This is a genomic window from Christiangramia portivictoriae DSM 23547 (genome assembly GCF_000423045.1).
Taxonomy (GTDB): Bacteria; Bacteroidota; Bacteroidia; order Flavobacteriales; family Flavobacteriaceae; genus Christiangramia; species Christiangramia portivictoriae.
In genome coordinates, this window is sequence record NZ_AUHF01000008.1 from 1 (window position 1) to 19,480 (window position 19,480).

Genomic DNA, 19,480 nt, shown 5'->3' on the forward strand with positions numbered 1-19,480 from the left:
CTTCCGCCATCGACTTCATCACCATCGTTAATGCCATCATTATCCGTGTCTGGATCGTTTGAATCTGTACCGATCTCAGCTTCTTCTCCATTGGTTAGGCCATCGTTATCATCATCCTGAGCGTCCAGACAAGTCTGGTTGAGTACAGTCACATCGTGTATGTCCAGGGATTGTTCCAACGATACACTAACAAGGGCACTTAACTTAATTTCAATTTGATCAAAGCTTACACCCGGCGCGATCGTAAGATCAACAACTTCATTGTTTCCAAAACTTGTTAATAATTCTACATCCAGCAAAGTTGATGCATTGGTACTAAATACTTCTGTATTCTCGTTGTAGGCAATGATTTCAATATTGCTGGCTATATCAGCCGAAACCAATGCGCCGTCAGTTTTCAGACTTATGGTAAATTGATCTGTAACCTGAGTTGAGCCAGGGAGATAAAAAAGTTGAGAAATGCTGGAAATAACCCCGGCGGTTCCAAGACTTATCTGAGAAAAAGATGCAGGGTCATTGTCAATAGCATTTTCAGCAGACGTAATACCCGCATTCCCAGATCTAAAGCATCAAGGTTCAATCCACCTGCGTCCCCTGCTGTAAACCTAGGTTTATAACAGTCTGTTTCATTCGAAAGTTGTGATAATGAGTAGAAAACATCTGTACTGTTTTCAAAACCCAGTCCAAGTAAGGCGTTCGTATGGTCCTCAATTCTTATTGTATTGAATGGATCTGGAGGCGTAATGGCTGCAAAGAAATCTCCATTACGATCTACAACGATTCTGAAGTCATCGGCTATAGGGAAAGAGTCTGTTCGATATGTACGTACCGAGGAGCCATTATTTTTAAATTCGATGACCAGATAGTGATTACCGAAAACAATGGTTTCAACAATGTCCCCTACAAGTTCTCCCAGGCTACCCTGCAAAAGTGCTTCCAGAAGTGTTGAATCAAAATCCAGTCTCGTAAATGTGGTTTGTCCAGCGCTAAGGGTCGTAGGATACTGCAATTCCAGTATTCCAGTGCTCGCCCCTGCTCCCAGGAACAAACCGGAATCGGAATTGAGTGTGGCAGATAAGTCATTGAACTCAATAGCATTTGTAGCATTATCTACATTATCTTCGAAGATGATACTATTCGCAATTTCCTGAGTAAACAAATTCTGGGTACTTCCAACAGTAATTAGTAGGAAAACCCACAACCTGAATTGTGTAAAAATTTTCATAGGCAGAGATTAAATTAACGATTACTCTCAATCCAGTAGGGTAACTGAGACCTATTAAAAAATAAACAGCACCTTATCGCTACACCAATAAAGTGATTTTCAGAATTGTTTGATAAATTTTTGGTTTACCTAATATATAAATATTTTTTACGTTAAAAAATTACCGTATTGTATCATTTTAACAAATAAATTTGAATATAGTGCCACGACTGGCTTCCGATGAAATGTTAAAGTTTTAGATGAATAACATCTCTTACATTATTCGCAAACATTTTGTAAGAAAATTAAACATCAGATTAAATACTTCTTACCATCATTTTCCTGAGCGAGAAGCTGATGATATTACTGAGAATATGAAGATTTGATTGAAATCTCAATAGATACTAAAACTTTAAATACCGATGTATTATACTATGATTTCTTGTACGCATGATAAACACATACTTATTACCGTACAGTTTATTAAATTGCAGCAGACTTCTATTTCTTATTATTCCTTTCTATGATCAATTTCTGGAACACTTATCGCGAGTCTGTCATCTATGCGCTGGTTGTAGTTGGCTCTGTCCTGCTTCTTCTTGCTGCAACGAAGTATCTCATGCGTTGGCTATTAAAAAAAGCTACTGAAAAGTTTCCCAATGAAGAGCATACCCGACTCAGATTGATAAAACGTATTCTTAATACGCTATGGGTCGTCCTGGGTTTGATCGCCCTGAGTTTTGTTTTTATTTCAGAAGATAAATATGGTATTGCCACTAGAAATTTCGAGCTGATCCTTTACGTTGGTATTGTGCTAATTCTCACAATCATTGCAGCCAGCACAGTGGAAGCATTGTTTGCCAGAACCATAAAAAAGACTACTGCCTCAGGTGGCGATCCAACCAGTTATAAGTTCCTACGCTACCTGAGCGTTTTTGGAGTTTACTTTCTTGGAGCGATCGTGGCTACCCTGGCATTTCCAGCATTAAAAGGCATTGCGCAAACAGCCCTTGGCGGTGCAGGTATTCTGGCCCTGGTGATAGGTGTGGCCTCCCAGGAAGCACTGGCGAATCTCATTGGAGGTATCTTTATCATCGCATTTAAACCTTTTAGAGTTGGTGACGTAATTAAGATTACAGATGATCTGGTGGGAACTGTTATAGATATCACTCTTAGGCATACTGTAATTAGAAATTACCAGAACAAGATGATCGTAATTCCAAACGCCATTATCAATAAAGAAAAGGTGACCAATTATGACCTGGATGAAAAAAAGATCTGCCAGTGGATAGAAATTGGCATCTCCTATGATAGTGATATCGATCTGGCGAAAAAGATCATGAAAGAAGAATGCGAGGCCCATCCAAATCTATTCGATAACAGGTCCAACCAGGATCTTCGCAATGGCGTTCCCCTCGTCATCGTGCGAGTCACGAATCTGGGAGACTCATCGATCACCATAAGAGCCTGGGCGTGGGCATGGGATTACGCTTCAGCCTTTGTTATGAAATGTGAACTTTATGAGAGTATCAAAAAAAGGTTTGATGCGGAAGGAGTGGAAATACCCTTTCCGCACAGAACTCTGGTATTTAAAAAGGATAAGAATGAATTAAAGGTTGATTAGCTTTGATACGATAATGTAGGAAATATCACTTAACCTCAGTCTGCCATTCGAGCATTAAAGTGTCTACATCTGTATCCTTTAAAGAGATTATTACCTGGTGAAATTCTGCCATGGCTCGCTTAATGACAGATTCTATTTTATCAGGATTTGCATTCTTATCTTCAAAACATATCTGGCAGTCTCTTAGTGATTCTACCAGTTTATCAGACTGAATATAGTATACAGACATGGTACTTTTGTGAATAAGCTCGGAGATATGATTGGCATCCCGTAGATCTACAGCTTTCTTAAAATCTTCTAAATAGTCTTGAAAAGCGGTCAGCGTGTTGACTATAAACTTCTGTAGAAATTCCGGTTTATTATTAGCCATTTTTACAAATCGGCTTAGGTCTATAGATTTCTTAGAGGCTTCTTTATTTTCTTCCGAAGAGATAATTCCCATCTCATCCTCTACGGGATCGCTGATTTTTTCCATTTCTGAAGAGGTAACTATATAATTTGCGATAAGCTTATGCAGATCCTCCGGACCGAATGGTTTGGAAATAAAATCATCTATTCCTGCACGATCGAGCTCAGATTCTATAGCCTCCCTGCTCGTAGCCGATAATGCCAGGATTACAGGTTGTTTTTCAAGATTAAGGTTTCTAATGGTAGAGGATGCTTCAAAACCGTTAATAACAGGCATATGAAGGTCCATAAGAATAACATCGTAATGCTTTTTCTTCGCAGCTTCGATGGCTTTTTTACCATTTTTAGCGGTATCGAAATTGATTTTCCATTCCTTAAGATACTCAGAAATAACAAAAATATTGACAGGATTATCTTCAACGATCAGTAATTTAGCTAAATCCAATTTTTTTCTTTGAATGCTGTCATCAGCATCCAATTCATTTAATGAATTGCTGTACTTATCATAAGTGATATCAAAGCTAAATTCAGAGCCTTCTCCTAATACGCTTTTTACCTTAATCTGGCTGCCATGAAGCTTTAAAATTTGCTGCGAAATGCTGAGACCAAGACCTGTACCACCATATTCTAGATTTACTTCATAACTTGCCTGTGAGAATTCATCAAAAATGCTTTGCAGCTTATCCTCTGGAATCCCAGTACCCGTATCAACTACTTTAAAGTTAAGAGCAGATTTTTCTGAAGATGATGGGTTAAGTTTCACCATTAACTTCACATGACCTTCACAGGTAAATTTAATCGCATTACCTAAAAGATTTGTAAGTATCTGGCTAAGCTTAATTGGATCACCAATGATATAATTTGGGATCTCATCATCTATTTCAGAAATTAGTTCGACACCTTTCTCATCGCATTTCAGCTTAAAGGTATGGATCAAACTATTAATGAGAGTGCGAATGGCAAATGCCTTCTTTTCTAATCGTACTGCCTTGGCTTCCAGTTTACTCAGGTCCAGAATATTGTTTACCAAACCCAGGAGATTCCCAGAAGATAACCTGAGTATATCAGCGTACTCTTTCTGTTTAGGGTCTAAAGATGTTTTAGATAGAAGGTCACCTATTCCAACAATAGCGTTCAAGGGTGTTCTTATCTCATGACTAATGGTAGCAAGAAACTCTGCTTTTACCTGGGCCAGTTTTTCAGCCTTCAGCTTAGCATTCATTAGTTCCTGTTCGTACTTTTTTCTATCGGAAATATCAAAAACTGAAGCTCTGTAGCGATTTTCACGAACTGTAGGACCTTTTAACTCCTTGACATTCATCAATGCTGGAAAGGTAGATCCGTCATTTTTTCGAATTTCAAAATTGATCTCATTTGCAAAACCCTGAATCCTTATTAAGGGAAAAAAATGAGTTTCGAAATACATTCTTCCACCCATTTTAAAAAGCTCATAAATCTTCTTCTTTCCCAGAATTTCATTTCTGTCGAATCCAAGCCATCCCAGTAGCGTCTTATTTATATTGTATATCGTACCATCATTTCTAAAAGAAACATAGCCGCAAGGTGCATCATGGTACAAATCTTCAGCAGATTCAAATATTTCAGGTTTATTTTCACTGCCCTCTTCCATCTAGTCCTTTTTTTCCAGGTAATTCTTTATAGCACTGATCGTTTCTTCCGGAGCACTTAAGTTTGGACAGTGCCCGGTTGCATCGATCAATTCTAAGGTACTACTCGTAATGTTGTGGTTTACATATTCCGCAACCGTGAGCGGCGCAATAGCATCCTCTGCACACTGAATTATTAAAGTCGGAATTTTAAGTTTATTGAGATCCTGGCGATTGTCTGAAAGAAAAGTGACTTTCGCAAAGTGTTTTGCTATTTCCGGATTTGTTCTACAGAAACTATTGGTTAATTCTTCACCTAACTCAGGTTTCTCTGGAGTCCCCATAATAACCGGCGCCATTGTAGATGCCCAGCCCAGATAATTGCTTTCCAAAGTTTCTAATAATTCATCGATATCCTGCTGACTAAATCCTCCCTTATATTCATCTTTATTGATATAGCAAGGAGATGGGCCAATCATAACGAGATGCGAAAACAAAGAAGGTTTCTTATTAGCTGCCAGCAGAGCGATCATGGAACTTACTGAGTGCCCAACCAGGATAACGTTTTCCAGTTCCAATGCATGGCAAATTTCCAGGATATCTTCTGCATAACCTTGCAGGCTATTATATTTCTGTATATCATAATAAGATTCATCAGAATTTCCGGAACCTACATGATCAAATAGAATGACTTTATAATCATCAAGAAATGCTGGATAAACGAATCTCCACATGAGTTGATCACAACCATATCCATGTGCAAAGACAATCGGCTGACTACCATTTCCTTTTACAGTAACATTATTACGTTTTAATACGTCACTTTGATCGATCATAGCCATAGAAATTAGCTTGCTAAAATATGATATAATTTTTTAAGAATTGTGGAATTAGATCTGACTTTCGAAACTTAAAATGATAAGATTATTTTAAGTTCATAAATCGTGATCAATAGCTGGAACCTACCCTAATTTTAAGTGCTGCCCTATAGCAGTAATAGATATACTTTCGTTCAACAACAGGAAGGCAATCCAGAAGGACGATTAAATGAAAACATATTGGACATAAAAAAGGTAATTACATGATCTTCATGAAATTACCTTTTAAGTCTTCTTAGTAAGTCGGGGTGGCAGGATTCGAACCTGCGGCCTCCTGCTCCCAAAGCAGGCGCGATAACCGGGCTACGCTACACCCCGAAAAATGCTTTGTTTAGCATTAATTGGGCGGCAAATATAAGAATAAATCATATCCTACCATGGAAAGTTTCATTTTTTTATATCTTAGTTCAAACATTGCTTTAAAAAAGAGAAGAAATATGAAAAAGTATATTGCATCCATTGGTATTTTACTTTCAGTTTATGCCTGTGGTGATTCGAATTCTGGGAATGACTTATCAGAAAATACTGAAGATCCTGTTGCGGTACCCGGAGATACTTCCGAAGAAAATCAACGGGTTCCAGATCCTATTGAAGCCGGAGTTTCAACTGCGTATGGATTTGAAATGGTAGTAGACGGTCTGGACATTCCATGGGGTTTTACTTTTCTGCCAGACAGCAGCATGCTTATTACCGAAAAGAACGGTGATATCATCCATTTTAAAAATGGTGAAAAGATCAAGGTTTCCGGTGGTCCTGAAGTGTATGATCGCGGTCAGGGAGGTTTGCTGGACGTGGTGCTTCACCCAGAATATGAATCCAATGGCTGGATCTATTTCTCCTACGCTTCCCCGGAAGGAACTGGAGAAGGTGGAAATACTGCCATTATGCGTGCTAAACTTGAAGGAAACAAACTAACATCTAAAGAGGTGCTTTACAAAGCTTCTCCAAATACTACTAAAGGACAGCATTTTGGCTCCAGGATAGCCTTTGATAAGAACGGTTATTTATTCTTTAGTGCAGGTGAAAGAGGTGAACGCGATGTTAATCCTCAGGATATTTCTCGTGACAACGGCAAGGTTTACAGGTTAAACGATGATGGATCAATTCCATCAGACAATCCTTTTGTAGGGGAAGAGAATGCTGTTGAAGCTATTTATTCATACGGACATAGAAATCCACAGGGAATGATCCTTAATCCTGAAACCGGAGAGATCTGGGTACATGAGCATGGTCCTAAAGGTGGAGATGAGATAAATATTGTAAAGAAAGGTGCTAATTACGGATGGCCGGTTGTAACTTATGGTGAGAATTACAGCGGGACGCCTATTACGGATGAGCGCAGCAAACCTGGAATGGAAGATCCTATTTTCTACTGGCTGCCATCCATTGCACCAAGCGGCTTTGCCTATGTTACTTCTGAAAAATTTCCAGAATTGAAAGGCAAGCTATTGGTGGGATCTCTAAAATTTCAATATCTTGAACTGCTGGACCTGGATGGCAAAAAGATCACCAAAAGAACCAAACTTATTGAAGATGCAGGTCGTATGCGCGACGTGAGACAGGGACCAGACGGAGATATTTACGTAGCTATTGAAGGCAAAGGAATCGCAAAATTAACCAACAAATAACCACATGAAGAAACTACTTTTTGTATTTGGACTGGCCGCAATGGTGGCTTGCAAATCTGAAAAAAAAGAACAAGAGACCGAGGATGAATCTTACGTGATTCCTTCTTCTGAAAAATCAAGCGAGCAAACTCCTCTAACGGCAAGTATCAAGAGAGGAAAAGGTATCTATTCAGATCTTTGTGTGACCTGTCATTTGCCTAATGGAAAAGGAATCGCTGGTACCTATCCTCCACTCGATGGCTCAAACTGGCTTACAGAAAAACGTGAGGAAAGTATTCGCGGAGTAAAATATGGAATGAAAGGTCCTATTGAAGTGAATGGCGAGAAATATAATAACGTTATGACTCCAATGGGCTTAAGTGACCAGGAGGTTGCAGATGCCATGAATTATGTAATGAATTCCTGGAGCAATAATATCGATGATATGGTGACTGTTGAAGAAGTCGCTGCTGTCAAGGAAAGCGCTGAATAGCATACCATCAACAATTTCAAAACCGACTTATACGAGTCGGTTTTTTTATTTCAAAAGCCAGGCAGTACTTTCCAAAGATTTTTAAAAAGTAATATTACCTTTGCAAAAATTCTAGAAACATGCTAATTATTGGGATTGCCGGTGGTACCGGGAGTGGAAAGACTACGGTTGTAAACCAAATCATCGACGAATTAAAACATGAAGAGGTAGATGTGATCTCCCAGGATTCTTACTACCAGGATACCTCTCATCTTACTTTTGAGGAGCGTAAAAAAATTAATTTTGACCATCCCAAATCCATAGATTTCGATCTTCTGGCAGAACATTTAAGACAGTTGCGCGCCGGTCACAATATCCAGCAACCAGTTTACTCTTTTAAAGAACATAACAGAACCGGGGAATTCGTAGAGATACACCCTCGTAAAGTTGTAATTGTTGAAGGAATTCTAATTCTTACACATCCTGAGATTCGCGATCTTTTTGATATAAAAATCTATGTGCATGCCGATAGTGATGAGCGATTGATTCGCCGATTAAAACGTGACATAGCAGATCGTGGGCGGGACCTTGAAGAAGTACTTTGGAGATACCAGACGACCCTCAAGCCTATGCACCAGCAGTTTATAGAACCTACCAAAGAATTTGCCGATATCATCATTCCAACAAACCGTTACAATACGGTGGCTGTGGATATCGTTCAGACTATTATCAAAGATCGCTTAAGCTAATTTTGTATCTTTAAAATCTATGAAATTAAAAGACCTGCGTAAAAAACGATGGTTCCGGTTTATCAGTAACAAATATGTACTGATAAGCATCATTTTCATAGGCTGGATGTTCTTTCTGGATACCAATTCCTGGTTTATACACCACGAACTGGATGTGGAAATAGAAGAACTCCAGCGCAATAAAAGCTATTATCAGGAAGAGATCGCAAAAGACAAGGCTATCATTGAGGATCTTCAGGATTCGGTACAACTCGAACGTTTTGCCCGCCAGAAGTACTACATGAAAAGGCCTAATGAAGATATTTATATTATCGAATACGATACCATAGATTGATCTCTCCCTTCAAAAATTAAAACTCATGAAGCAATTGTTATTTCAGGAATTTGAAAATGTTTCTGCAAAGCAATGGAAGCAAAAGATCCAGGCAGATCTTAAAGGTGCCGATTACAACGAGAAACTGGTTACCAAAACTCTCCACGGCATCGATATAAAACCCTTTTATTCTTCGGAAGATATTTCAGAAAGTCTTTCGATCCCCAACCCGGCTCACTGGAATATCTGTGAAAAAATCTTTATCACTTCTGAAGCTTCCACAGTGAACAAAGCACAGGAAAAACTACAGAAGGGAACAGAATCCTTATGGTTCATTTTAGCTTCTGAAGAAATCGATTTCGTAGAAATTCTTAAATCCTTACCAGAAGATGTTCCGGTTTACCTGCAATGTGAGTTCCTTAATTCAGAATTTATACTGAAGCTGGATAACGCAATTGGTAATACGAAGAGAAAGGTTTACTTACGAAATGACATCATAGGCAATCTTGCCCGATCTGGAAACTGGTTTGATAACCTCAAGTCTGATCATTCAGAACTTGAAAAAATTGTACATCAAAGTTCAGGTTTTGCTTCAGTATTAAGCATAGACCTGGGGTTATATCAAAATGCCGGGGCAAATATCCCCCAGCAACTGGCATACGCTTTGGCCCAGGTTTCAGAATATTTCCATCACTTTGAAGGACTGGATTCAGAAAAAAAGGCAATTTTGAAAATACAGTTCTACGTCTCAGTAGGTTCAGATTATTTCTTTGAAATTTCAAAAATTAGAGCTTTACGCTGGTTATTTGCCACCATTGCACCAGAATTTGGTTTCCAGAAAGATTGTCACATCGTTGCACAACCAACCAAGCGGAACAAAACTTTGTATGATTATAATGTAAACCTGCTTCGAACCACTACAGAATGTATGAGCGCGATCCTGGGTGGTACAGATAGTATTTGCAACATGCCATACGATGCGATCTACCATAAGAATAACGAGTTTGGTGATCGCATTGCCCGTAATCAGTTACTGGTGATGAGACATGAAAGCTATTTTGGGAAAGTGGGAAATGTCGCTGCTGGTACTTATTACATCGAAACAATTACCAGGCAGATCGCTGAAAAAGCATTGCAGATATTCAAGGATATCGAAAAAGGGGGAGGATTTTTAAAGGAGTTGAAAGAAGGTATTATCCAGAGAAAGATCAGGGAAAGTGCTCAGGAAGAACAACGCAAGTTTGATTCGGGAGAAATGGTCCTTATTGGAACCAACAAATTCGAAAACCCGGATGACAGAATGAAAGACGATCTTGAATTGTTCCCTTTTTTAAGGCAGAATCCAAGAAAAACGCTTTTGAAGCCAATTCTGGAAAGAAGATTAAGTGAAACGATAGAGCAGAAACGTCTGGAAAAAGAAAGCTCTGTAGAAACCACCCAAAATTAATAGCGATGTCACGTAAAGACCTTCAACATATAAGTCTTAATGAAAAAGAACTGTTTCCAGCCAATGAGGCTAAAACAGAGACTTTTGAGACCCCAGAAGAAATAGAGATCAAAACCTCTTACTCCAAAGAAGACCTTTCAGAAGCAGAGCATCTCGAATTTGCTGCCGGAATTCCACCATATCTTCGCGGCCCCTACAGTACCATGTATGTTAGCCGGCCCTGGACAATTAGACAATACGCAGGTTTTTCCACTGCTGAAGAGAGCAATGCCTTTTACAGAAGAAATCTGGCTGCAGGACAAAAAGGACTATCGGTAGCATTTGATCTGCCCACGCATCGTGGTTATGATAGTGATCATGAACGTGTGGTCGGAGATGTGGGTAAAGCCGGGGTTGCTATAGATTCGGTCGAAGACATGAAGATCCTTTTTGATCAGATACCGCTGGATAAAATGTCGGTTTCCATGACCATGAACGGTGCCGTGTTGCCAATTATGGCTTTTTATATAGTCGCTGCAGAAGAACAGGGCGTAAAACCAGCATTACTATCTGGTACGATCCAGAATGATATTTTAAAGGAGTTTATGGTTAGGAATACCTATATCTATCCTCCTACTCCATCGATGAAGATCATTTCAGACATTTTTGAGTATACTTCTCAAAACATGCCTAAGTTTAACAGCATTAGTATTTCTGGTTATCATATGCAGGAAGCCGGTGCAACCTGCGATATCGAACTCGCCTATACACTGGCCGATGGACTGGAATATATTCGTAAAGGTCTTGATGCAGGAATGAAAATTGACAGTTTTGCACCGAGACTTTCATTTTTCTGGGCCATTGGGATGAATCACTTTATGGAGATCGCCAAAATGCGCGCAGGAAGAATGTTATGGGCAAAGCTGGTTAAGCAATTTAATCCTACGAATCCTAAATCCCTCAGTCTTAGAACACACTCACAAACCAGTGGCTGGAGTTTGACCGAGCAGGATCCATTCAATAATGTTGCTCGAACCTGTATCGAAGCAGCGGCAGCAGCATTTGGTGGAACCCAGAGTTTACACACCAATGCTCTCGATGAAGCGATCGCACTGCCTACCGACTTTTCCGCAAGAATAGCGCGAAATACACAGCTTTACCTTCAGCAGGAAACGAACATTACCAAAACTGTAGATCCATGGGCCGGAAGTTTTTATGTGGAAAAACTTACCGAAGAGATCGCTGCCAAGGCCTGGAAACTTATTGAAGAAGTTGAGGAGCTTGGTGGTATGACGAAGGCTATTGAGGCTGGCATCCCTAAAATGAGAATTGAGGAAGCTGCTGCCAGGAAGCAGGCGAGGATAGATAGCGAGACCGATCTCATCATTGGCGTAAACAAATATCGCCTGGATAAGGAAGATGAGATGGTCACTCTGGAAGTAGACAATCAAACCGTTCGAAAGCAGCAGGTAGACAGACTTCAGAAAATAAGAGCAGAGAGAGATGCAGGTAAAGTAAACCAAAGCCTTGAAAAATTGACCAGGGCTGCTAAAGAAGAAAATGCTAACTTACTGGAACTTGCAGTGGAAGCTGCCCGTAATCGGGCTACCTTAGGTGAAATTAGCGATGCCCTAGAAAGCGTTTATGGCCGATATAAAGCTAAAATACAGTCATTCAGCGGAGTATATTCAAAAGAAATGAAAGACAACAGCTCATTTAAGAACGCTCGTGAAATGGCCGATAAGTTTGCTGAACTTGACGGGCGAAGACCCCGTATCATGGTAGCCAAAATGGGTCAGGACGGTCACGACCGTGGAGCCAAGGTAGTTGCTACAGGTTACGCCGATCTTGGTTTTGATGTGGATATTGGACCTTTGTTCCAGACTCCTGCCGAAGCAGCACAACAGGCCGTGGAAAATGACGTTCATATTCTTGGGGTATCGTCACTGGCCGCCGGACATAAAACCCTTGTTCCACAGGTGATAGAAGAACTGGAGAAATTAGGACGTGATGATATCATGGTCATCGTGGGAGGTGTGATCCCTTCACAGGATTACCAGTTCCTGTTCGATGCCGGGGCAGTGGCGGTTTTTGGCCCGGGAACCAAGATCAGCGATGCCGCGATACAATTACTTGAAATATTAATCGACGAATAATCATATAACCAACCAGAATATGGATTTAAAGAAAAAAATGCTTCGTGATGATGCGTTAGCCGGAAAAACAATCGTAGTAACCGGTGGTGGTAGCGGACTAGGAAAATCAATGACTACTTATTTCCTGGAACTCGGAGCAAACGTGGCGATCACTTCCAGAAATATGGAAAAGCTGGAAAAGGTAGCAAAAGAACTGGAAGAACAAACCGGCGGAAGATGTCTTCCATTACAATGTGATGTAAGACACTACGATCAGGTAGAAGCCATGAGAGATCAGGCGATAGCCGAATTTGGATCTGTAGATATCCTCCTGAACAATGCCGCAGGAAATTTTATATCCCCAACAGAACGTTTAAGTGCTAATGCATTTGATACTATTATCGATATTGTACTAAAAGGTAGTAAAAACTGCACGCTTGCTTTCGGGAAACACTGGATCGACGAGAAGCAGGAGAACAAGAATATTCTGAATATCGTGACAACCTATGCCTGGACTGGGTCTGCTTACGTGGTTCCAAGTGCTACCGCAAAAGCCGGAGTGCTTGCCATGACCAGGTCACTAGCCGTTGAGTGGGCGAAATATGGTATTAGATCCAACGCTATTGCACCAGGACCTTTTCCTACCAAAGGCGCGTGGGATAGATTGCTTCCAGGAGATTTGAAGGAAAAATTCGATCTGGCTAAAAAAGTACCCCTTAAGAGGGTTGGTGATCACCAGGAACTTGCAAATCTGGCTGCTTACCTGGTATCAGATTTCTCGGCCTACGTGAATGGAGAAGTGATCACGATAGATGGTGGTGAATGGTTAAAAGGAGCCGGACAGTTTAACTTACTGGAAGATGTTCCTGAAGAAATGTGGGACATGCTGGAACAAATGATCAAATCTAAAAAAGCCAAGTAAAATAATTGAGAAGATAAAACCGGGCTATAACAGTCCGGTTTTTTTATACCTGAGATATTTTAGACAAAACCGTATCAATCCTCTTCGATTATTCATTGGAAATAGTATCTTGTAAGCGATTAATTAACACCTATTTAAATTTATTATGAAAAAAAACCTAACAGGCAACCTCTGGCTGCTGTTTCTGGTATTTACTGGAATTGGAATCGCCCAAACAAGCGATACCGATGAGATCCCGATGGATCCAGACGTGAAAATCGGGAAACTGGACAATGGCCTCACCTATTACATTCGCAACAATGGGAAGCCAGAAGACAAATTGGAGTTACGCCTTGCGCTCAAAGCAGGTTCTATTCTGGAAAACGATGATCAGCAAGGGCTTGCTCATTTTATCGAACACATGAACTTTAACGGGACCAAGAATTTTGAAAAAAATGAACTGGTGGATTACCTGCAAAGTATTGGAGTAAAATTTGGAGCAGATCTTAATGCTTACACCAGCTTTGATGAAACCGTATACATCCTGCCAATCCCTAGTGATGATCCTGAAAAACTTGAAAAAGGATTCACCATTCTTGAAGACTGGGCGCATAATGCTCTTCTTACTGAAGAAGCTATCGATGGCGAACGCGGAGTAGTCCTGGAAGAATACAGACTTGGACTTGGGCCAGACAAGAGAATGATGCAGGAATACCTTCCGAAGGTGATGTACAATTCGAGATATGCTGAAAGACTCCCAATTGGTAAGAAAGATGTCATCGAAAATGCAGATTACGAAACTATTCGAAACTACTATAATGACTGGTATCGCCCTGGGCTTATGGCTGTGATTGCGGTTGGGGATCTTGATGTAGAGACTATAGAACAAAAGATCAAATCTCATTTCTCAAATCTTGAGGCCAGAGAAAACCCGGTAGAACGAAAAGAATATGGTGTACCCAACCATGATTCAACTTTTGTAGCGATTGCATCAGACCCTGAAGCTAACTTCAGCCAGATTCGTATCTATTATAAGGATATGGATGAAGCAGAAAATGTAGTAACTATAGCAGATTATAAGAAACAATTGGAGAAAAACATGTTTTCCTCCATGATCAATAACAGGCTTCAGGAACTTGCCAACTCCTCTACTCCTCCGTTTACTTATGGTTTCTCTTATTACGGCGGAACTTATTCTCCAAAGAAAAACGCTTACCAGTCTTTCGCAATGGCTGGGGAAAATTCACAAATGGATGCTCTAAAAGCGCTGGTTACAGAAAATGAGCGAGTTAAAAGATATGGATTTAGTGAAGCTGAATTTGAAAGAGCCAAGAAAGAATACCTGGCCAGACTCGAAAAATCTTATAAGGACAGAGACAAGCAGGAAAGCAATAGAATCATTGGACAGTATGTAAGTCACTTCCTGGAAGATTCACCAATTCCTGGAACAGAATGGACCTACGAATTTGCCAAGAACAACCTTGATGATATCAAACTGGAAAATATTAATGGATTGATCAACAACTTCCTGCATGATGAGAACAGAGTGATCGTTTTTACAGGACCAGAAAAAGAATCAATCAAAAAGATATCTGAAGACCAGGTGCTTGCTGTACTTGATGAAGTTAAGAACTCAGAGATCGAAGAATATGCAGATGAAGAGGTTCGTGAAAATCTAATTACTGAAATGCCCACAAAAGGTTCTATAAAAGAATCCAGCGTAAATAAAGAACTGGGAATTACCACCATGATCCTTTCCAACGGAGCCAAAGTGATGTTGAAGAAGACAGATTTTAAAAATGATGAAATCCTGTTTTCTGCATATAGCAAAGGAGGAAGCTCATTATATTCAGATGATGAATTTATGTCTACAGTTTATGCCAATGCCGGGCTTAACGAAGCAGGTGTGGGAGGTTTGAACAAGAATGACATGAATAAATTGATGAGCGGTAAGATCGTGAATGTAAATCCGCAGATATCAACTTATTCTGAAGGATTGAATGGTTCTTCCACTCCAAAGGATTTCGAGACTCTCATGCAGATGATCCATTTGTATTTTACAGATCTTAATAAAGATGAAGAGGCGTACCAGTCTTTCGTGACCAAGCAAAAGAATTTTCTTGGTAACCTGATGTCCAATCCTAATTTCTATTTTCAGAATGAGTTGGGAAAATTCAGAAATGAAGGAAACCCAAGGTATGTAGGTTTCCCTACTCCAGAAAAGTTTGACGAGATGGATTACGATCTTGCTTACCAGAAATACCAGGAACGTTTTGCTGATGCTTCAGATTTTACATTTTTCTTTGTTGGAAATGTAGATGAAGCTCAATTGAAGGAATATGCCAGCACGTATATCGCAAGTCTGCCCGCTTCTAATTCAGAAGAAGAGTATAAAGCCCCGGTATTTAGAGAAAATACAGATGAGCAGCGTACCAAAACCGTATACAAAGGCTCCGATCCTAAAAGCCAGGTGAGTATTATCTGGAATGGTGAAACTGAATATGATAAAGAAGCAGATCTTGCATTTTCAGCACTTGGAGAAGTTCTTACCATTAAATTGGTAGAACAACTGCGTGAGGAAGAAGGTGGTGTTTACGGAGTTGGAGCTCGTGGAAACATGTCTCAAATTCCTTATGACAGCTACAATTTCTCGATCTCCTTCCCATGTGGACCTGAGAATGTAGACAAGCTTACGAAGGCTGCGCTTGCTGAAGTTGAAAAGCTTAGAACAGATGGTCCTACGGAAGAAGATCTTGCGAAAGTGAAAGAAACCTTTAAGGTACAGCGCAAGGAGCAACTGCAGGAAAACCGGTTCTGGATGCAGCAGCTTAGAAAAGCTGAAGAAGAAGGTTTTAAACTAAGTGAGATTGGTGAATTTAACGAAATGGTTGATGATCTTGAAGCCGAAGAGCTTCAGGAATTAGCCGAAGAATTCCTGGGCTCTAACTACCTCTTAGGTATATTAATGCCAGAAACTGAAGAAACTTCAGCGGAATAAACATTTTTGTTACTGAAAGAACCGCCGCTGGAATCAATCTGGCGGCGGTTTTTTATTTTAAGCAATCTTCAGAAGCTGTTAACAAATACATTTTCTAAACCTATAATAAATTGTATTTTTACCTCTCAAAAATCATACTGAATTAATGGGTAAAATCATTGCTATTGCCAACCAAAAGGGAGGAGTGGGTAAAACCACAACATCTGTAAACCTTGCAGCTTCACTTGGGGTTTTAGAGAAAAAGATCTTATTGATTGATGCCGATCCACAGGCCAATGCCACTTCGGGATTGGGGATAGATGTTGAAGAAGTGGAAAACGGAACTTATCAACTATTGGAGCACTCGGTAAAAGCAGAAGATGCCATTCAAAAAACCAATTCTCCAAATCTGGATATTATTCCTGCTCATATAGATCTAGTAGCTATAGAAATAGAACTGGTAGACCAGGAGAACAGGGAAAGCATGTTAAAACGTGCCATTACTCCTTTGAAGGAATTGTATGATTATATCCTCATTGATTGTGCTCCTTCCCTGGGATTGCTTACTTTAAACGCGCTCACTGCTTCAGATTCTGTGATCATTCCTATTCAATGTGAATATTTTGCGCTGGAAGGTCTTGGTAAACTATTAAATACCATCAAAAGCGTTCAGAAATTACATAATAACAAGCTCGATATTGAAGGTTTGCTATTAACCATGTATGATTCAAGATTGCGTTTATCCAACCAGGTGGTAGATGAGGTTAAAAAACATTTTGATGAGATGGTATTTGAAACAATCATTCAACGAAATGTTCGTTTAAGTGAAGCACCCAGTTATGGAGAAAGTATCATTAATTATGATGCTTCCAGTAAAGGAGCCAGCAACTACCTAAGCCTGGCCCACGAAATAATTAAGAAAAACGACTAAGAATGGCTAAGGCTACCAGAAAACAGGCATTGGGAAGAGGACTTTCAGCCTTGCTCAAGGATCCTGATAACGATATAAAATCTGCTGAAGATAAAAATGCCGATAAACTTGTTGGGCATATTGTTGAACTGGAACTTTCTTCTATTGAAGTAAACCCATTTCAGCCAAGAACCAGCTTTAATGAAGAATCACTTAAGGAACTTGCCACGTCCATACGGGAACTTGGAGTCATCCAGCCTATTACCGTGAGAAAACTGGAGTTTGACAAGTACCAGCTGGTTTCTGGAGAGAGAAGATTCAGAGCTTCAAAACTGGTAGGCCTTCAAACCATTCCTTCCTATATTCGAATCGCAAACGACCAGGAATCCCTGGAAATGGCGCTGGTAGAGAACATCCAGAGACAGGATCTTGATCCTATCGAAATCGCCATTTCTTACCAGAGATTGATCGATGAGATTCAGTTAACCCAGGAACAACTGAGTGACCGAATTGGAAAAAACAGGTCTACGGTTGCCAATTATCTCAGGCTATTAAAACTGGACCCTATCATCCAGACCGGGATGAGAGATGGTTTTCTTAGTATGGGCCATGGCCGTGCGCTTATCAATATAGATGACACCCAGCAACAGCTTGACATCTATGAGAAGATCCTTCAAAAATCATTATCGGTTCGGGAAACCGAGCAATTGGTTCGTGAGCTTAACGGCAAGGGCAAGACTTCAGGAAATGCAACTGCAAAGACCAGCGTTCCAAAAACCTATAAAAAAGGGATTAAGGAATTTTCAGAATACCTGGGAACCAAGGTGGATGTGAAAGTGACCAAAAAAGGAAGTGGAAAACTTACCATTCCGTTCTCTTCGGAAGAAGATTTTGAGCGTATCAAAAACCTTATTAAAAGTGAAGAATAGATCACTACTTAGTTTATTTCTGGTACTGTTCTTTTTTTCAGGAGTGCAGGCGCAAACCGACTCCCTAAGCATCCAGGCGAAGAAAGGTGTTCAAACCGAAGTTGTAGAGAAGGACTACGAACCATACAACGCGCTTGCCCCGGCAAAAGCTGCATTCTACTCGGCTATACTTCCCGGGTTAGGACAGGCATATAACGGGAGCTACTGGAAAATTCCTATTGCTTACGGAGGTCTGGCTACAGGAATTTACTTCTACCTGGATAACGATAAAGAATACAATAGATTTCGTGATGCCTATAAGAACCGCATCGCAGGCAGGGAAGATGAGTTCAACGGCAAAGGTGACCGGGTTCTTGTGAGTACAGAAAGACTTATTAGCGCACAGGAATTCTATCAGAAAAACAAGGAGATCTCATTACTGGTGACGGTAGGTGTTTATATTCTAAACATTATCGATGCCAATGTCGAGGCTCATTTACGGCAGTTCAACGTGGATGAAGACCTGACCTTGCAACCAAATCTCGATTTCAATTCACTTACCGGAAAAACAAATTACGGACTTACTCTAAACTTTAATTTTTAAATGAAAATCGCTCTTTTAGGCTACGGAAGAATGGGTAAGACCATTGAAGAAATCGCACAAAACAGAGGTCACGAGATCGTACTGAAGGTAAGCGATGACATTGAAAATCATGATCTTAAAAAGGCTGATGTCGCCATAGATTTCAGCATACCCGATGCAGCATTTCAGAATATTACGACTTGTTTTAGAGCGGGTGTTCCTGTGGTAAGCGGTACTACCGGCTGGCTTGAGGATTATAAAAAAGCCACTAAAATCTGTTCCGAAGAAAATTCAGCATTTATATATGCTTCCAATTTTAGTCTCGGAGTGAACGTGTTTTTCGAGTTGAACCGAAAATTAGCCGGCATGATGCAGGGACTGCAAGATTATTCTGTAGAGATCGAAGAAATTCATCATACCAAAAAACTGGACGCTCCCAGCGGTACGGCCATTAGTCTTGCTGAACAGATTCTTCATGAAAATAGGGAATTGAAAGGCTGGCAACTGGACTCGGCAAATAAATATAAGATCCCGATCCATGCTAAACGAATTGAAGATGTTCCAGGAACACACGTGGTAAGCTACGATTCTGAGATCGATACCATTGAGATCAAACATACCGCTAAAAGCAGGCAGGGGTTTGCCCTTGGAGCCGTGGTCGCTGCAGAATATCTTCAGAATAAAACAGGTATTTATAGCATGAAAGATGTGCTTGCAGATCTTTTTAAGAACTAATTTGTAACAATTGCGGGCGTTTTCAGCCTAACCAGTAAAAGAA

Annotated in this window: 16 protein-coding genes, 1 tRNA gene and 1 pseudogene; 13 read left to right on the forward strand and 5 right to left on the reverse strand. The window is 40.2% G+C overall.

Annotated elements, in window-relative coordinates:
• Together G529_RS15555 and G529_RS0106675 are read right to left on the reverse strand one after the other, a co-directional pair.
• Nucleotides 1-383 (reverse strand): thrombospondin type 3 repeat-containing protein (locus G529_RS15555; protein WP_035695736.1); only part of this gene is annotated, 383 nt, incomplete at its 3' end.
• A gap of 107 nt (nt 384-490) precedes the next feature.
• Nucleotides 491-1,225, reverse strand: coding sequence for a hypothetical protein (locus G529_RS0106675; protein WP_026914805.1), 735 nt, complete (start codon nt 1,223-1,225; stop codon nt 491-493).
• A gap of 502 nt (nt 1,226-1,727) precedes the next feature.
• Between G529_RS0106675 and G529_RS0106685 the strand changes: the two genes are divergently transcribed.
• A complete protein-coding gene (locus tag G529_RS0106685; RefSeq protein ID WP_026914806.1) occupies nt 1,728-2,828 on the forward strand; it encodes a mechanosensitive ion channel family protein in 1,101 nt (366 codons plus the stop codon).
• Nucleotides 2,829-2,853: 25 nt separating this feature from the next.
• Here the strand turns inward: G529_RS0106685 and G529_RS15560 are convergent, their stop codons facing one another.
• The 3 genes from G529_RS15560 to G529_RS0106700 all read right to left on the reverse strand — a co-directional run bounded on the left by G529_RS15560 (nt 2,854) and on the right by G529_RS0106700 (nt 6,039).
• The gene (locus tag G529_RS15560) at nt 2,854-4,866 is read right to left on the reverse strand and encodes a PAS domain-containing hybrid sensor histidine kinase/response regulator (protein WP_051201371.1); all 2,013 of its coding nucleotides are present in this window, start codon (nt 4,864-4,866) and stop codon (nt 2,854-2,856) included.
• Nucleotides 4,867-5,679, reverse strand: a complete 813-nt coding sequence (locus tag G529_RS0106695) for an alpha/beta fold hydrolase (protein ID WP_157514561.1) — start codon at nt 5,677-5,679, stop codon at nt 4,867-4,869.
• Between the two features lie 285 nt (nt 5,680-5,964).
• Nucleotides 5,965-6,039, reverse strand: a tRNA-Pro gene (locus tag G529_RS0106700).
• 119 nt (nt 6,040-6,158) lie between these two features.
• On the opposite strand from G529_RS0106700, the gene G529_RS0106705 reads away from it, so the two are divergent.
• The 12 genes and pseudogenes from G529_RS0106705 (at nt 6,159) to dapB (ending at nt 19,437) form a co-directional block, all read left to right on the forward strand.
• A complete protein-coding gene (locus G529_RS0106705) occupies nt 6,159-7,349 on the forward strand; it encodes a PQQ-dependent sugar dehydrogenase (RefSeq protein ID WP_026914808.1) in 1,191 nt (396 codons plus the stop codon).
• Nucleotides 7,350-7,353: 4 nt separating this feature from the next.
• The gene (locus G529_RS0106710; RefSeq protein WP_026914809.1) at nt 7,354-7,821 is read left to right on the forward strand and encodes a c-type cytochrome; all 468 of its coding nucleotides are present in this window, start codon (nt 7,354-7,356) and stop codon (nt 7,819-7,821) included.
• A gap of 107 nt (nt 7,822-7,928) precedes the next feature.
• A pseudogene (gene udk, locus G529_RS0106715) lies at nt 7,929-8,549 on the forward strand (uridine kinase); the annotation flags it as partial.
• A gap of 19 nt (nt 8,550-8,568) precedes the next feature.
• Nucleotides 8,569-8,883 carry an FtsB family cell division protein gene (locus G529_RS0106720; protein WP_026914811.1) on the forward strand — a complete coding sequence of 105 codons (315 nt, stop codon included), beginning with the start codon at nt 8,569-8,571 and terminating at the stop codon, nt 8,881-8,883.
• Nucleotides 8,884-8,908: 25 nt separating this feature from the next.
• Nucleotides 8,909-10,309 carry a methylmalonyl-CoA mutase subunit beta gene (locus tag G529_RS0106725; protein WP_035695739.1) on the forward strand — a complete coding sequence of 467 codons (1,401 nt, stop codon included), beginning with the start codon at nt 8,909-8,911 and terminating at the stop codon, nt 10,307-10,309.
• Between the two features lie 5 nt (nt 10,310-10,314).
• The gene (gene scpA / locus G529_RS0106730) at nt 10,315-12,444 is read left to right on the forward strand and encodes a methylmalonyl-CoA mutase (RefSeq protein WP_026914813.1); all 2,130 of its coding nucleotides are present in this window, start codon (nt 10,315-10,317) and stop codon (nt 12,442-12,444) included.
• A gap of 19 nt (nt 12,445-12,463) precedes the next feature.
• Nucleotides 12,464-13,345, forward strand: coding sequence for an SDR family oxidoreductase (locus G529_RS0106735; RefSeq protein WP_026914814.1), 882 nt, complete (start codon nt 12,464-12,466; stop codon nt 13,343-13,345).
• 145 nt (nt 13,346-13,490) lie between these two features.
• Entirely contained in the window at nt 13,491-16,322 is a 2,832-nt protein-coding gene (locus G529_RS0106740; protein ID WP_026914815.1) for a M16 family metallopeptidase, read from the forward strand.
• A gap of 145 nt (nt 16,323-16,467) precedes the next feature.
• Nucleotides 16,468-17,232: a ParA family protein gene (locus tag G529_RS0106745; protein WP_026914816.1), complete on the forward strand. Its 765-nt coding sequence runs from the start codon at nt 16,468-16,470 to the stop codon at nt 17,230-17,232.
• Between the two features lie 2 nt (nt 17,233-17,234).
• A complete protein-coding gene (locus G529_RS0106750) occupies nt 17,235-18,140 on the forward strand; it encodes a ParB/RepB/Spo0J family partition protein (RefSeq protein WP_026914817.1) in 906 nt (301 codons plus the stop codon).
• Entirely contained in the window at nt 18,130-18,723 is a 594-nt protein-coding gene (locus G529_RS0106755) for a DUF5683 domain-containing protein (protein ID WP_026914818.1), read from the forward strand. Before G529_RS0106750 ends, G529_RS0106755 begins: the two co-directional genes overlap by 11 nt.
• On the forward strand, nt 18,724-19,437 hold the full coding sequence (gene dapB, locus G529_RS0106760) for a 4-hydroxy-tetrahydrodipicolinate reductase (RefSeq protein ID WP_026914819.1): 714 nt from the start codon (nt 18,724-18,726) through the stop codon (nt 19,435-19,437).
• The last annotated feature ends 43 nt before the right edge of the window (nt 19,438-19,480 follow it).

Coding starts and splice junctions, on each gene's coding strand:
- G529_RS0106725 (WP_035695739.1), top strand. CDS start 8,909: ATGAAGCAATTGTTATTTCAGGAATTTGAAAATGTTTCTGCAAAGCAA.
- G529_RS0106685 (WP_026914806.1), top strand. CDS start 1,728: ATGATCAATTTCTGGAACACTTATCGCGAGTCTGTCATCTATGCGCTG.
- dapB (WP_026914819.1), top strand. CDS start 18,724: ATGAAAATCGCTCTTTTAGGCTACGGAAGAATGGGTAAGACCATTGAA.
- G529_RS0106745 (WP_026914816.1), top strand. CDS start 16,468: ATGGGTAAAATCATTGCTATTGCCAACCAAAAGGGAGGAGTGGGTAAA.
- scpA (WP_026914813.1), top strand. CDS start 10,315: ATGTCACGTAAAGACCTTCAACATATAAGTCTTAATGAAAAAGAACTG.
- G529_RS0106720 (WP_026914811.1), top strand. CDS start 8,569: ATGAAATTAAAAGACCTGCGTAAAAAACGATGGTTCCGGTTTATCAGT.
- G529_RS0106735 (WP_026914814.1), top strand. CDS start 12,464: ATGGATTTAAAGAAAAAAATGCTTCGTGATGATGCGTTAGCCGGAAAA.
- G529_RS0106705 (WP_026914808.1), top strand. CDS start 6,159: ATGAAAAAGTATATTGCATCCATTGGTATTTTACTTTCAGTTTATGCC.
- G529_RS15560 (WP_051201371.1), bottom strand. CDS start 4,866: ATGGAAGAGGGCAGTGAAAATAAACCTGAAATATTTGAATCTGCTGAA.
- G529_RS0106695 (WP_157514561.1), bottom strand. CDS start 5,679: ATGATCGATCAAAGTGACGTATTAAAACGTAATAATGTTACTGTAAAA.
- G529_RS0106675 (WP_026914805.1), bottom strand. CDS start 1,225: ATGAAAATTTTTACACAATTCAGGTTGTGGGTTTTCCTACTAATTACT.
- G529_RS0106710 (WP_026914809.1), top strand. CDS start 7,354: ATGAAGAAACTACTTTTTGTATTTGGACTGGCCGCAATGGTGGCTTGC.
- G529_RS0106740 (WP_026914815.1), top strand. CDS start 13,491: ATGAAAAAAAACCTAACAGGCAACCTCTGGCTGCTGTTTCTGGTATTT.
- G529_RS0106750 (WP_026914817.1), top strand. CDS start 17,235: ATGGCTAAGGCTACCAGAAAACAGGCATTGGGAAGAGGACTTTCAGCC.